The sequence below is a fragment of the Pseudoduganella sp. jia 12 genome (genome assembly GCF_055502675.1).
In genome coordinates this window covers 1-13,807 of the sequence record NZ_JBUXKP010000018.1, presented here as the reverse complement: position 1 = coordinate 13,807, position 13,807 = coordinate 1, and the positions used below count along the sequence as shown (strand labels likewise).

Annotated in this window: 13 protein-coding genes and 1 other RNA gene; 8 read left to right on the top strand and 6 right to left on the bottom strand. The window is 62.7% G+C overall.

Translation table 11 applies throughout. From position 1 onward, the window contains the following. Nucleotides 1–12: 12 nt before the first annotated feature. The 6 genes from ACY65G_RS28400 to gyrA form a co-directional block, all read right to left on the bottom strand. Entirely contained in the window at nucleotides 13–912 is a 900-nt protein-coding gene (locus tag ACY65G_RS28400; RefSeq protein ID WP_465000636.1) for a prephenate dehydrogenase, read from the bottom strand. Then, nucleotides 902–2,023 (bottom strand): histidinol-phosphate transaminase, encoded by a 1,122-nt coding sequence (gene hisC / locus ACY65G_RS28395; RefSeq protein ID WP_465000635.1) that lies wholly within the window; start codon nucleotides 2,021–2,023, stop codon nucleotides 902–904. The genes ACY65G_RS28400 and hisC overlap by 11 nt, the downstream gene beginning before the upstream one ends. A 20-nt stretch (nucleotides 2,024–2,043) precedes the next feature. After that, nucleotides 2,044–3,117, bottom strand: a complete 1,074-nt coding sequence (gene pheA / locus ACY65G_RS28390) for a prephenate dehydratase (protein ID WP_465000634.1) — start codon at nucleotides 3,115–3,117, stop codon at nucleotides 2,044–2,046. A gap of 221 nt (nucleotides 3,118–3,338) precedes the next feature. Continuing rightward, entirely contained in the window at nucleotides 3,339–4,424 is a 1,086-nt protein-coding gene (gene serC / locus ACY65G_RS28385) for a 3-phosphoserine/phosphohydroxythreonine transaminase (protein ID WP_465000633.1), read from the bottom strand. Between the two features lie 5 nt (nucleotides 4,425–4,429). Further along, nucleotides 4,430–5,020 (bottom strand): DUF2059 domain-containing protein, encoded by a 591-nt coding sequence (locus tag ACY65G_RS28380; RefSeq protein WP_465000632.1) that lies wholly within the window; start codon nucleotides 5,018–5,020, stop codon nucleotides 4,430–4,432. A gap of 72 nt (nucleotides 5,021–5,092) precedes the next feature. Further along, nucleotides 5,093–7,798, bottom strand: a complete 2,706-nt coding sequence (gene gyrA, locus ACY65G_RS28375; RefSeq protein ID WP_465000631.1) for a DNA gyrase subunit A — start codon at nucleotides 7,796–7,798, stop codon at nucleotides 5,093–5,095. Between the two features lie 451 nt (nucleotides 7,799–8,249). Between gyrA and ompA the strand changes: the two genes are divergently transcribed. The 8 genes from ompA to ACY65G_RS28335 all read left to right on the top strand — a co-directional run. Then, nucleotides 8,250–8,963, top strand: a complete 714-nt coding sequence (ompA, locus tag ACY65G_RS28370) for an outer membrane protein OmpA (RefSeq protein ID WP_465000630.1) — start codon at nucleotides 8,250–8,252, stop codon at nucleotides 8,961–8,963. Between the two features lie 285 nt (nucleotides 8,964–9,248). Then, nucleotides 9,249–9,950 carry a bifunctional 2-polyprenyl-6-hydroxyphenol methylase/3-demethylubiquinol 3-O-methyltransferase UbiG gene (gene ubiG, locus ACY65G_RS28365; protein ID WP_465000629.1) on the top strand — a complete coding sequence of 234 codons (702 nt, stop codon included), beginning with the start codon at nucleotides 9,249–9,251 and terminating at the stop codon, nucleotides 9,948–9,950. Between the two features lie 40 nt (nucleotides 9,951–9,990). Continuing rightward, nucleotides 9,991–10,680 (top strand): HAD family hydrolase, encoded by a 690-nt coding sequence (locus ACY65G_RS28360; protein ID WP_465000628.1) that lies wholly within the window; start codon nucleotides 9,991–9,993, stop codon nucleotides 10,678–10,680. 104 nt (nucleotides 10,681–10,784) lie between these two features. After that, the gene (locus ACY65G_RS28355) at nucleotides 10,785–11,756 is read left to right on the top strand and encodes a hypothetical protein (RefSeq protein WP_465000627.1); all 972 of its coding nucleotides are present in this window, start codon (nucleotides 10,785–10,787) and stop codon (nucleotides 11,754–11,756) included. 90 nt (nucleotides 11,757–11,846) lie between these two features. After that, nucleotides 11,847–12,207: a transfer-messenger RNA gene (gene ssrA, locus ACY65G_RS28350) on the top strand. 161 nt (nucleotides 12,208–12,368) lie between these two features. Beyond that, a complete protein-coding gene (locus tag ACY65G_RS28345) occupies nucleotides 12,369–12,638 on the top strand; it encodes an Arm DNA-binding domain-containing protein (protein WP_465000626.1) in 270 nt (89 codons plus the stop codon). Next, the gene (locus tag ACY65G_RS28340) at nucleotides 12,605–13,372 is read left to right on the top strand and encodes a tyrosine-type recombinase/integrase (RefSeq protein WP_465000625.1); all 768 of its coding nucleotides are present in this window, start codon (nucleotides 12,605–12,607) and stop codon (nucleotides 13,370–13,372) included. The genes ACY65G_RS28345 and ACY65G_RS28340 overlap by 34 nt, the downstream gene beginning before the upstream one ends. Nucleotides 13,373–13,438: 66 nt before the next feature. Beyond that, nucleotides 13,439–13,807: helix-turn-helix domain-containing protein (locus tag ACY65G_RS28335; RefSeq protein WP_464998018.1), on the top strand; the 369-nt coding region annotated here is incomplete at its 3' end.

Below are 13,807 nucleotides of genomic sequence, written 5' to 3'. Positions count from 1 at the left end.
ATGAAAATCCTTTTATTCTGCGGTGTCTTTCGGGGGTGGCGCTTCGGCCGCCTCGATCGCCTCGATCCAGCGCCGGCGCGCGCGCTGCGCATTGCCGTACACGCCTTCGAGGGTGGTGCCGTCGCCCGCTGCCAGGCGTTCGCGCAGGTGGGCCAGTTGCGCCATGTAGGCGTCCAGTTCCGTCAGCAGCGCCGCCTGGTTGGCCAGGCTGATGTCGCGCCACATTTCCGGCGACGAGCCGGCGATGCGCGTGAAATCGCGGAAGCCGCTGGCCGCATACTGGAACAGCAGGTCGGCGTGCGGCTTGCCGGCGATGTCGTCGACCAGCGCATAGGCCAGCAGGTGCGGCAGGTGGCTGACGGAAGCGAACACCTTGTCGTGCTCCTCCGGCGCCAGGCGATGGATGATCGCGCCGCAGGCCTGCCATGCGTCCGTCACGCGTGCGACGGCTTCCGGCGGGTTTTCCGCCAGCGCCGTCACGACGAATTTCTTGCCGTTGTAAAGGTCGGCAATCGCCGCATCCGGGCCATTCGTTTCGCGCCCGGCAATCGGGTGGCCCGGCACGAATTGCCCGATGCGCCCGCCCAGCACGGCGCGCGCCGCCGCGACGACATCGGCCTTCGTGCTGCCGCAGTCGGTGACGACCGTTTGTGCATCGAGGTGCGGCAAGAGCGCCGCCAGGATGCGTGCTGTCTGCGCGACGGGCGTGGCCAGCACGACGAGATCGGCGCCCTGGACCACTTCTGGTCCAGCGCCCGCTTCGTCGATGATGCCCAGCTCCAGTGCGCGCAGCACCGATGCCTCGGAGCGGTCGATGCCGACCACGTGCCGCACGCGGCCCGCGGCCTTCAGCGCCCGTGCGAACGAGCCGCCGATCAGGCCGACGCCAAAGATGACGACCTTATTCAGCAATGCCTTCACCCAATGCCTTCTGCAAGGCGGCAATCAGCACGGCGTTTTCCTGCGGCAGGCCGATGGAGATGCGCAGCCATTCCGGCAGGCCGTAGTTGCCGACCGGCCGCACGATCACGCCCTGCTTGAGCAGCGCCAGGTTGACGCGCGCGCCGGCGGCCAGGTCGTTGCCCACCTTGACCAGCACGAAGTTGCCGTACGAAGGCACGTATTGCAAGCCCATCTGTTCAAAGGCCTCGACGAACTGCTGGTAGCCGGCGGCGTTGTTGCGCGCGCTCTTTTCGAGGAACTCCGCGTCGTTCAGCGCGGCGATCGCGGCAGCCTGCGCCAGCGAATTCACGTTGAACGGCTGGCGGATGCGGTTCATCAGGTCGGTCAGTTGCGGCTGGGCCAGCGCGAAGCCCACGCGCAGGCCGGCCAGGCCATAGGCCTTGGAGAACGTGCGCGATACCAGCAGGTTCGGGTACTGGCGCACCCATGCCGCGGATTCGTACTGGTCTTCCTTGTCGAGGAATTCGTTGTAGGCCTCGTCCAGCACCACCACGACATTCGGCGGCACTTTCTGCAGGAACGCTTCGATCTCGCTGCCCGGGATGAAGGTGCCGGTCGGGTTGTTCGGGTTGGCGATGAACACGAGGCGCGTATCGTCCTCGATCGCGTCGAGCATGGCTTCCAGGTCGTGGCCATGGGACTTTGCCGGCACCACGATGTGGCGCGCGCCGATGCCCTGGGTGGCCAGCGCATACACGGCGAACGAATACTGCGCGTAGACGACCGACTGGCCCTTCTCCACGAAGGCGTGGGCGGCGATTTCCAGGATGTCGTTGGAGCCGTTGCCGAGCGTGATCCATTCCATCGGCACGTCGTAGCGCTGCGACAGCGCCTGCTTCAGTTCGAAGCCGTTGGCGTCGGGATAGCGGCCCAGGTCGGCGGCGGCCCGCGCCATCGCCTGTTTCGCCGAGTCCGGCACGCCGAACGGGTTTTCATTGGAAGCCAGCTTGACGATGTGTTCCTCGTCGAGGCCGAACTCGCGCGCCACTTCCGAAATGGGCTTGCCCGCCTGGTAGGGAGCGATGGCACGGACATATTCAGGACCGAACTGCTTGGACATGCTTGATCTCTCTTTCTGGTTCAGTTCAGGCTGGTCGGGTAGGAGCCCAGCACTTTGAAGAAGGCGGCGTTGCTCTTGAGTTCGGCGAGCGCCTGCGTCACGGCCTGGTTCTGGACGTGGCCTTCGATATCGACATAAAAATAGTACTCCCACGTGCCCACGCGCGCGGGACGGGATTCGAAGCGCGTCATCGACACGCCGTGTTTCGCCAGCGGCGCGAGCAGCTGGTACACGGCGCCGGCCTTGTTCGGCACGGCCAGCACGAGCGACGTGCGGTCGCTGCCGGACGGCCCCGGCTGCAGTTGCCCGACGATGACGAAACGGGTGCGGTTGTGCGGATCGTCCTGGATGTGGCTGTTGACGACGCCCAGGTGGTACTGCGTGCCGGCGATCTCGCTGGCGATCGCGGCAACCGTCGGATCGAGGCTGGCGAGGCGTGCCGCCTCGGCATTGGACGCGACGGCGCGCCGCTCCACATGCGGGAAGTGCTCGTTGAGCCACACCTGGCACTGGGCCAGCGCCTGCGAATGCGCGCAGATGGCGGTGACGCCTTCCATCGTGCCGGTCTTGCTCATCAGGCTGTGGTGGACGGCGATCGCGACTTCGCCGCTGATGATCAGCGGCGTCTGCAGCAGCAGGTCGAGCGTGCGGTTGATCGCGCCTTCCGACGAATTCTCGACCGGCACCACGCCGAATTCGGCGGTGCCGGCCTCGGTGGCGCGGAACACTTCATCGATGGAAGCGCACGGCATGCCTTCGACCGCGTGGCCGAACTGCTGGTATACGGCCTGTTCGCTGAACGTGCCGGCCGGGCCGAGATACGCGACGGTCACTCGCTTCTCCAATGCCCTGCAGGCCGACATGATCTCGCGGAAGATCGTCTGCGCTTCCGTGTCGCCCATCGGGCCCGGGTTGCGCTCGGCCACGCCGCGCAGCACCTGCGCCTCGCGCTCGGGGCGGAACACCGGCGCGTTGGTTTCGGCTTTCACGTGCCCCACTTCCTGCGCGACCTTGGCGCGCTGGTTCAGCAGGGACAGGATCTGCGCGTCGATCGAATCGATCTGGTCGCGCAGGGGTTTCAGTTTGTCTGTCATGGTGTGCTTGTGATTTGGTTTGCGTGGCGCAGCGGCGCATGCCTGGCCACCGGCGCTTGCCTGGTGTCCGACACTTTTTCGGGGCATCTTCCGGAAAAGTGTCGGACACCGGTTTTCTCCGAGCGCAGTCGACGCCGGTCAGGAAAACCGGTGTCAGACACTATTTCTGGAACATTCACCCAGAAATAGTGTCTGACACCAGCTGCTCGGCTGACTATGGCTTACCGCTTTGCAAACTCGTTCAAATAATCGACCAGCGCCTGTACGCCTTCGATCGGCATCGCATTGTAGATCGATGCGCGCAATCCACCGACGGACTTGTGGCCCTTCAGCTGCAGCAGCCCGCGCGCCTTGGCGCCGGCGAGGAATGCTTCATATTGCGATTCGTCGCGCAGGTAGAACGGTACGTTCATCCGCGAACGGTAGGGGGGCGCGACGCGATTCTGGTAGAAGTCGTCCGCGTCCAGTGCCGCGTACAGCAGCCTGGCTTTTTCGATGTTGCGTTGTTTCATCGCCGCCACGCCGCCGTTCTTCTTCAGCCACTGGAACACGAGGCCGGCGATGTAGATGCCGTAGGTGGGCGGCGTGTTGTACATGGATTCGTTGGCGGCCACGTTCTGGAAATCGAACGCGGACGGGCATACGGGCAGCGCGTGCCCGATCAGGTCGTCGCGCACGATCACGACGGTCACGCCGGCCGGGCCGATGTTCTTCTGCGCGCCGCCGAAGATCAGGCCGTATTTCGAGACGTCCACCTGGCGCGACAGGATGTGCGACGACATGTCGGCCACGATCGGCACGCCGGCCGGCACGTCCGGCGCGAAGTCGATCTCGACGCCGTCGATCGTTTCGTTGGTGCACAGGTGCAGATACGCCGCGTCGGGCGTCAGCTTCCACTCGGCTTGCGGCGGCACGGCCGTGTAGCCGCTGGCCTCGGCGGATGCCGCCACGTTGACTTTCGCGTAGCGCGCCGCTTCCTTGATCGACTTGCCCGACCAGGAACCGGTATGGACGAAGTCGATGACCGGATCGGCCTTGCGACCGACGAGGTTCATGGGGATCACGGCATTCTGCGACAGGCCGCCACCCTGCATGAACAGGATGCGGTAGTTGTCCGGCACGGCCAGCAGGTCGCGCAGGTCTTGCTCGGCGGCGCGGTAGATCGAGATGAACTCGGGACCGCGGTGGCTCATTTCCATCACGGACATGCCGCTGCCGTGCCAGTCCAGCATTTCATCGGCGGCCTGCTGCAGCACTTCCTTCGGCAATACGGCCGGGCCGGCCGAGAAGTTGTAGATCGTGCTCACGTCGCTTATTTCCCCTGGCCCTGTTCCTGTTTCAGTTCCTGCATCAGCTTCTGCATGCGCGGCATGATGATCTGCTGGCCGACCTGCATGCCTTCGTTCATCAGTTGCGGCATCAGGCGCAATGTCTTGGCGCCCACCGGCGTCTTGTAGAACGCGGCCAGCTGGCGCATCTCGTCGGCCGTGTAGTGGCGTGCGTAGATCGGCACCATCGCTTCGAGCATCTCGTCGACCAGCGTCGGGTCGCTGTACGTGCGGCTGATCGCGGCGGCGATCTTCGGGACGCCCTGCTCCACTTCGGCCAGCTTCTTCGCGCGCTGCTCGTCGCTCAGGTTCGGATCGGCGCGCACGGCACCTTCGGCACCGGCCTTGATCGCGGACGGCAGCGAGGCCGTCATCTGCTTGAACGATTCCAGCATCACGGTCTTGTAGTCCATCGCTGCCAGCAGTTCGCGCACGGCGGCGGCGGCGGCCGGATCGACGGCGGCGGCCGTGGCGGCGGCCGGCTGTGCCGCGGTGGCCTGGGCCAGCGCAGGCGCACTGGTAAAGGAAGTGACGGCGGCGAACGACATCAACAGGGCTGCGGCGATTTTCTTCATATTCTTATGCACTTTTCGTTGGCTTGAAAAACCGCGGGCCCGTTCGATCGCTCGAACGGGCCCGCGGGCGGATTACTCGGCTGGAGTATCGTCTTCGGGTGCATCATCCGGCGCGTCTTGCGGCGCCTCGGGCGCAGGATCGGCCACCTCATCGGTCACCCCGTCGGCCAATGCGTCGACAACGTCGATGTCGACCTCGTCCGCATCCGCCTCGACGATGCGCTGCAGGCCGGACAGGTGCGTGCCATCCTCGACGGCGATCAGCGTGACGCCCTGGGTGGCGCGGCCCATCTCGCGGATCTCGGAAACGCGGGTGCGGATCAGCACGCCGCCGGTCGTGATCAGCATGATCTCGTCGGTCGGTTCGACCAGCGTGGCGGCAACGACCTTGCCGTTACGCTCGGTCGTCTGGATCGCGATCATGCCCTTCGTGCCGCGGCCATGGCGCGTGTACTCGGTGATCGGCGTGCGCTTGCCGAAGCCGTTCTCGGTGGCCGTCAGCACGGTCTGCTGCTCGTTCTCGGCCACCAGCAGCGCGATCACGTTCTGGCCTTCGTCCAGGTTCATGCCACGCACGCCACGTGCCGTGCGGCCCATCGGGCGCACGTCGTTCTCGTCGAAGCGCACGGCCTTGCCGGAATCGGAGAACAGCATCACGTCGTGCTTGCCGTCGGTCAGCGCGGCGCCGATCAGGAAGTCGCCCTCGTCCAGGTCCACGGCGATGATGCCGGCCTTGCGCGGATTGGAGAAGTCGCGCAGCGGCGTCTTCTTCACGGTGCCCAGGCTGGTGGACATGAATACATAGTGATCTTCCGGGAACGTGCGGTTCTCGCCCGACAGCGGCAGCACCACGGTGATCTTTTCGTTGTCCTGCAACGGGAACATGTTGACGATCGGCCGGCCGCGCGAGTTGCGCGACCCCTGCGGCACTTCCCACACCTTCAGCCAGTACATGCGGCCGCGGTTGGAGAAGCACAGGATGTAGTCGTGCGTGTTGGCGATGAACAGCTGGTCGATCCAGTCCTCGTCCTTCGTGGCCATGGCCTGCTTGCCGCGCCCGCCGCGCTTCTGCGCGCGGTATTCGGAGATCGGCTGCGCCTTCATGTAACCCAGGTGCGACAGCGTGACCACCATGTCCTGCGGCGTGATCAGGTCTTCCGTGCCGAGGTCGGTGGCGTTGTGCTCGATCGTGGAACGGCGCACGTCCTTCGCGCCGTATTCGGTCACGGCGGCGGTCAGCTCGTTGCTGATGATTTCCGTCACGCGGGCCGGCTTGGCCAGGATGTCCAGCAGATCGGCGATCTGCGCCATCACGTCCTTGTACTCGTTGACGATCTTGTCCTGCTCCAGGCCGGTCAGGCGCTGCAGGCGCATCTGCAGGATTTCCTGCGCCTGGTCGTCGGACAGCTTGTACATGCCATCGGTCTGGATACCGTAGTGCTTCGGCAGGTGCTCGGGGCGGAACGCGTTGATGTCCACCTCGCCGCCGTCGCCGGTGCGGGCCAGCATTTCGCGCACGAGGGACGAATCCCAGGCGCGCGCCATCAGCTCCGTCTTCGCCACCGGCGGCGTGGGCGCGGCCTTGATGATGGCGATGAAGTCGTCGATGTTGGCCAGTGCCACGGCCAGGCCTTCCAGCACGTGGCCGCGCTCGCGCGCCTTGCGCAGCTCGAACACGGTGCGGCGCGTGACCACTTCGCGGCGGTGCGACAGGAACACCGACAGCAGGTCCTTCAGGTTCATCAGCTTGGGCTGGTTGTCCACCAGCGCCACCATGTTCATGCCGAACGTGTCCTGCAACTGGGTCTGCTTGTACAGGTTGTTCAGCACCACTTCCGGCACTTCGCCCCGTTTCAGCTCGATCACCACGCGCATGCCCGACTTGTCGGATTCGTCGCGGATGTCGGAAATGCCTTCCAGCTTCTTGTCGCGCACGTTCTCGGCGATACGCTCGAGCAGCGACTTCTTGTTCACCTGGTACGGCAGCTCGTCGACGATGATCGCGATGCGGCCGCCATCCTTGCCGTATTCCTCGAAGTGGGTCTTGGCGCGCATGACGACGCGGCCGCGGCCCGTGCGGTAGCCGTCGCGCACGCCGGACACGCCATAGATCGTGCCGCCGGTCGGGAAGTCCGGCGCCGGGATCAGTTCGATCAGTTCGTCGACCGTGCAATCCGGATTGGCCAGCACGTGCAGCGCACCGCTGATCACTTCGCCCAGGTTGTGCGGCGGGATATTCGTGGCCATGCCGACCGCGATGCCCGAGGAACCGTTGATCAGCAGGTTCGGCACGCGCGTCGGCAGGACGGTCGGCTCTTTCTCCTTGCCGTCGTAGTTCGGCTGGAAGTCGACGGTTTCCTTGTCGATGTCGGCCAGCAGCTCGCCGGCGATCTTGTCGAGGCGGCACTCGGTGTAGCGCATCGCCGCGGCGGCATCGCCATCGATCGAGCCGAAGTTGCCCTGGCCGTCCACCAGTGTGTAGCGCAGCGAGAAATCCTGCGCCATGCGCACCAGCGTGTCGTAGATCGACGCGTCGCCGTGCGGGTGGTATTTACCCATCGTGTCGCCCACCACGCGGGCGCATTTCACGTATGGCCGGTTGTAGTGGTAATTGCTTTCGTGCATGGAGAACAATACACGGCGGTGCACCGGCTTCAGGCCATCGCGCGCATCCGGCAAGGCCCGGCCCACGATCACGCTCATGGCGTAATCGAGGTAGCTCTTGCGCATCTCTTCTTCGAGTGAAATGGGGATTGTTTCTTTTGCGAATTGATCCATTGGCGGGTCGTTCTTCTCTGACGTTGGTTCAGGCTGCATGGGACCGCAGACAATCGTACGATTTTACCATGCTGGCCAGTGCCCCGGCCGATCCAGGTCTTTCCGCTCGAACACTGCGCGCCACGGTTGCGGCGGGCGGTGCAATATCGCCATGTAATCGTGCCGACATATTCACGCCTTATCATCGCCGCACGTCGGCATGGGCGTTGCAATAACACAACAATTTGGTTGAATGGGGCAATCGCCCGGATCGGAGCGCGTTTCGTGCGTAACAGGTGCATATGGCAAAATGACGGAAATACAAACTTGGCTGAATCGCAAATCGGCAGCAACTGCCCTGCCTCAGCGGGGCACGGGAGCCACACATGTTAGTATTCGCGCCGTTCGCACTTAGGCAACATACGTCGCGCGGCGCACGCTGCCGATATCACACCCGAAAGGAAACAAAAACATGAAAAAACTGATCTCCAGCATCTTCGCAGTGTCGGCCGTGTTCGCTGGCTCCGTGGCCGCGCAGGACAAGCCGACCGCACCGCCTTTCGCGCCCGTGACGCAGGATATCCAGGCCACGACGCCGAAAAGCGCGTACGTGCAAGACCAGCGCGGCGTGATCGCCCGCAACCCGTTCGGCCTGTGCTGGCGCACCGGCTACTGGACGCCGGCCGACGCGGTGCCAGGCTGCGACCTGCCGATCTGCGTGGAACCCGAGCGCCTGGAAAACGGCAAATGCGTCGCCCCGCCGCCGCCGGTCGCTCCGGCACCGGCGCCTGCCCCGGCACCTGCACCCGTTGCGGCACCTGTGCCGACGTCCGAAAAAGTCAGCTACAACGCCGATGCGTTCTTCGACTTCGACAAGGCCACGCTGAAGCCGGAAGGCAAGTCCGCGCTGGATGAGCTGTCGGGCAAGCTGGGCGGCATCAACGTGGAAGTGGTGATCGCCGTCGGCCACACCGACTCCGTGGGCACCGACGCCTACAACGAAAAGCTGGCCGTGCGCCGCGCCGAGTCCGTGAAGGCATACCTGCTGTCGAAAGGTGTCGATTCGAACCGCGTGTACACCGAAGGCAAGGGCGAGAAACAGCCGGTCGCCGACAACAATACCGCCGAAGGCCGCGCGAAGAACCGCCGCGTGGAAATTGAAGTCGTGGGCACCCGCAACAAGTAATCCCGGCTCGCGCCATCAAAAAATCCCGCTCCGGCGGGATTTTTTTTGCCTGCGTTTCCTGGAACCGGGGTCAGACCCCAAATTTTGGAAACATTGCAGTCGCGCATTTCCCCGGAAAGCGAGCAAGGCAGGCCAATGCCGCCTGTGGCGACAAACATGCATCACGCGGCATTTTCGAAAATCCATGGAAATTATTTCCCAAAAACGGGGTCTGACCCCGGTTTCAGGAAACACTGCAGTGAGCGTCGCTTTGGAACACGACAAATACCGTTTATGATGCCGGTCATGAACGCAAACGCCGACCCACTTGAATTGCAAAAATTCAGCGAGCTGGCCCACCGCTGGTGGGACCCGACGTCTGAATTCCGTCCCCTGCACGACATCAATCCGCTGCGCCTGGAATGGATCAACGCGCGTGCCCCGCTGGCGGGCATGAACGTGATCGACATCGGCTGCGGCGGCGGCATTTTGTCGGAATCGATGGCCAAGAAAGGCGCCACCGTGACCGGCATCGATCTGTCGAAGCGGGCCCTGAAAGTGGCCGACCTGCACAGCCTGGAATCGGGCGTGCCGGTGCGCTACAAGCTGATCGCCGCCGAGGAAATGGCGGAGGCCGAGCCGGGCCAGTACGACGTGGTGACCTGCATGGAAATGCTCGAGCACGTACCCGACCCGGCCGCGATCGTGCGCGCCGCCGCCACCCTGGTGAAGCCGGGCGGTCACGTGTTCTTTTCCACGCTGAACCGCAATCCCAAGTCGTACCTGTTTGCCGTGATCGGTGCCGAATACGTGTTGCGCATGCTGCCGAAGGGCACGCATACCTACGAAAAGTTCATCACGCCGGCCGAACTGTCGCAATACGTGCGCAGCGCCGGGCTGCAGGTGGAAAGCCTGAAGGGTCTGGGCTACAACCCGCTGACCAAGTTCTACTCCCTGAACAACGACACCAGTGTGAACTACATGATGTCGTGCACCCGCCCGGAATGACCCCTGGGCGGCCCTGCTGCCCTTAATAGATGCCCCGACCATGAGCTTTTCGACCGCCCCGCGCGCCATCCTTTTCGACCTCGACGGCACGCTCGCCGATACCGCCCCCGACCTGGCCGCCGCGGTGAACCGGCAGCGCGTCGAGCGCGGCTTCGCGCCGACCCCGTATGAAATCCTGCGCCCGACGGCATCGCATGGCGCCCGCGGCATGATCGGCGCCGCATTCGGCCTGCAACCGGAAGATGATGGTTTCATCGCCCTGCGCGACGAATTCTTCAGCTACTACGAAAACGCGATGATGGTGCACAGCTCGCTGTTCCCCGGCGTGGGCACCCTGCTTGCCGGCCTGGCGGATGCCGGCCTGGCCTGGGGCATCGTCACGAACAAGTCGGCCCGCTTCACCGATCCGCTAGTGCCGATGATCGGCCTCGATCATGCCGGCTGCGTGGTCTCCGGGGACACGACGCCGCATGCAAAGCCGCATCCAGCCCCATTGCTGGAAGCCGCGCGCCGCATCGGCGTGGCACCGGAACAATGCTGGTACGTGGGCGACGACCTGCGCGACATCCAGGGCGGCCGCGCTGCCGGTATGACGACCGTTGCCTGCCAGTGGGGCTACAACGGCGCAACCGAGCCGGAAACCTGGGGCGCGGACCATTTGGTCGACACGCCGGAAGCGTTATTGGCACTGGTGCTGGCCGCTGCAGGCGGCATCACGCTGGCCGCCTGACCAATCTCTTTGCTGCATTCTTTTATTGCCGAATATCAATAAATTAGCGTACCATTGAAGTAACACACGTTAAATCCCAAGCAACTTTCACCGGGGAGGCAGCAATGCCTGGCGAAGACGCGACCACGAAGCCCCTCATGCCGCGCAGCAGTGCGCCGCAAGTCTGGACAGCCACGGTAGCAGAAACAAAGTTCTACTGGTACGACTTGCTGGTCGAGGGCGGCCCGCTGCCGGATTTTCGCGATCCGGTAGGCCGCTACCTGCGCCGCATGCAATTCGCCATCGACGGCACGATGGAAAAGCGCCTGCTGTACTTTCTTGTTGCCCGTCCGCGCGTGCGGTTCGACCTGCAACGCAACGTCAGCTGGGGCTTTTTCTCGCTGAAACTGACGATTCCCATCCTGATCGGCCCGGAAGAGCGCAAGGGCGCGATCACGATGGAGCTGGATGTCCCGTTCGAAGCCACGTACAAGAAGCCGCAGGTGCAAGTGCAGGACAAATTCCTGCTGCTGAACTGGGGCGCACTGGTGGAAACCTACAGCATCCACGACCTGATCCAGCGCTTCGACACGGGCCTGGCCTTCCCGAGCACCGTGCTGTACGTGGGCCAGACCCACGACCCGGCCGGCAAGCTGGCCAAGGGCCAGCACTCCGCAGTCAACCGGGCGCGCAACGCCGCCATGCTGGACAGCGACATGTTCCTGCTGATCCAACGCTTCGATGTGGCCGTGGACACGACCGCAGCCGACCTCTCCGAAGAAGCCTCGCTGCGCACCCACATGGACATGCTCGAAGGCGCGCTGATCGGCTATTTCGAAGACCCCGCTTCCCGCCTGCGCAGCGAGATCGAACGGGGCAACCGCCGCGACCACCTGGACGAGCTGCAGCACACCTACTTCCTGCAACAGCTGACCGTGAACCTGGGCTTCCAGGGCGCCGACGCCTTCCACGACCTCGAATCCGCCCAGGCCGGCCGCTCGCGCCGGCACCTGTTCGACTGCACGTTCGAAGCCGGCCGCCCGGTCATCCGCCGGCTGCCCGAGAACGACCGCCCCCTCCCTGCCCTGCGCGGCTGAACTTCGCTTAGGCCGTGCTTAAGTTCGCGTCTCGCACTGCATTCGCATGCACGGCGGCCCGGTTTGGAGTACAATCTCTTTTCCTTCTGTGGGGACGACCTGGCTTCGACGTGGGTTGCAAAGCAGAACAGGGCATACCGAGGGCTGGTCACCTCGTAAATACATCCAGAAACAAACTAACTGCAAACGATAACTCGTACGCACTGGCAGCTTAATCGCTGTTAGCTCCACAACACCTCGCCTCTGGGGTGGGCCGTTAAAAGCTGTGGAGTCATTTACAGAGGCTAGGACTCAACCGGGTTACTTGGTTGCTTCCGAAATTTAAGGTAACTCGCTTGAACAAAGGGTGCACGTCCCCGTTGTTCCGGCTAAATTAATTGATAGTGCTAAGTATGTAGAACTGTCTGTGGAGTGCTTGCGGACGCGGGTTCGATTCCCGCCGTCTCCACCACCGAACACTTTAGTATCATCTAACGCCGTCCAAGTGACGGCGTTTTTCTTTTTATTTACAAGCACTTACCTTCTAAACGAGTCTTGCCAAGTCCAATACTGTCCAGCCACAATGGGGGTATCAACGGGGGTATCCCCGGAAAACGAACCAAGGAGAATTGGATGGCTGGGGGTATCGGGTTAGCAAAGCAGAGTGAGAAGGCCGTAAAAGCCTTTGCAGTCAAGCCAGAACCGGGCAAGAAGCTGGCTGACGGCGGTGGGCTGCACCTGTTCATCACGCCTGCCGGTAGCGCTACGTGGCGCATCAAGTACCGGCTTGAAGGCAAAGAGAGGCTGTTCTCGATTGGCCCGTACCCGCAGGTGTCGCTTGCTGCTGCGCCTGTGGAACTGGGAGAAGAATGGCGTTGCTGCTGGAAGGAAAAGACCCTGTAATCAACCGACAGGTGAATCGGGCTGCCAATGCTGCTAGTGCGGACAATACATTCCAAGTAGTTGCTGCTGAGTGGTATGCGATGAAGAAGAAGGAATGGACTGAAGTTCATTACACCAAGTCCGTACGGGCCTTGGAACGGGACGTGTATCCGGCACTGGGGAAACTACCCATCAACACTATCACGCCCGCGATGGTGGCAAATGTCGTTCAAAACATCAGCAAGCGTGGGGTACTGGAAACAGCCACCCGCATCCTGCAACACCTGAATGGTGTATTTCGCTACGCGCAAGCCAAGGGCGACGTATGTGACAATCCGGCTGAACCAGCACGCGAGGTGTTACCGCGCAAAAAGGACGGCGGGCGCATGCCTGCACTGCTCGAATTCGTGTCACTAGGCGATTTGCTGCGACGTGCTGATATGGCCCAGTTATCCCACTCAGTCCGCATGGCACATCGCCTATGCGCATCCACTGCTTGCCGTATTGGCAACGTCGTTGAAGCGCAGTGGAAGAAGTTTGATCTAGATAGCGATCAACCAGTTTGGACAATCCCGCGCGACAAGATGAAGGTCAAGGGCCGTCAAACCGATCACCGCATTCCATTATGCAGCGAAATTACCGGGGAGTTGCGCCAGTGGCGTGACATGATCGGCGGCAAGGAATTTTTGTTCCCGTCGCCAACCGGTGGTGAGCATGTTGATTTGCAGCGAAATCTGACCCACTTTACCCAGTAATTTGCAAGTGAATCTGACCCACGTTTAAGACACAATCCTGCTCAACAAGTTGAGTGGGGAACCGGAGTGATCGACGTGGCACTACTAGGCATTATTCGACGCTGGCACATTCGTGACCAGGTCCCCCTTAGAGAGATCGCCAGACGCTTAGGCATCTCAAGAAACACTGTCCGGCGCTACCTGCGCGAGGAAATCACCGAGCCGGCCTACACCGAGCGGCGCTCGCGCAGCGCAATCGACAAATACTCGATTCAACTTTCAGCCATGCTCAAGACCGAGGCAGCACGATCTAGAAAGCAGCGGCGTACGCTAAAGCAGATCCATGAGGACCTGAAGGAATTGGGATTTGAGGGTTCTTACGACAGGGTTGCAGCGTTCGCGCGGGTGTGGAGGGAGGGTCAAACTGAGCGGGTCAATCCATCAAGCAAACGAACA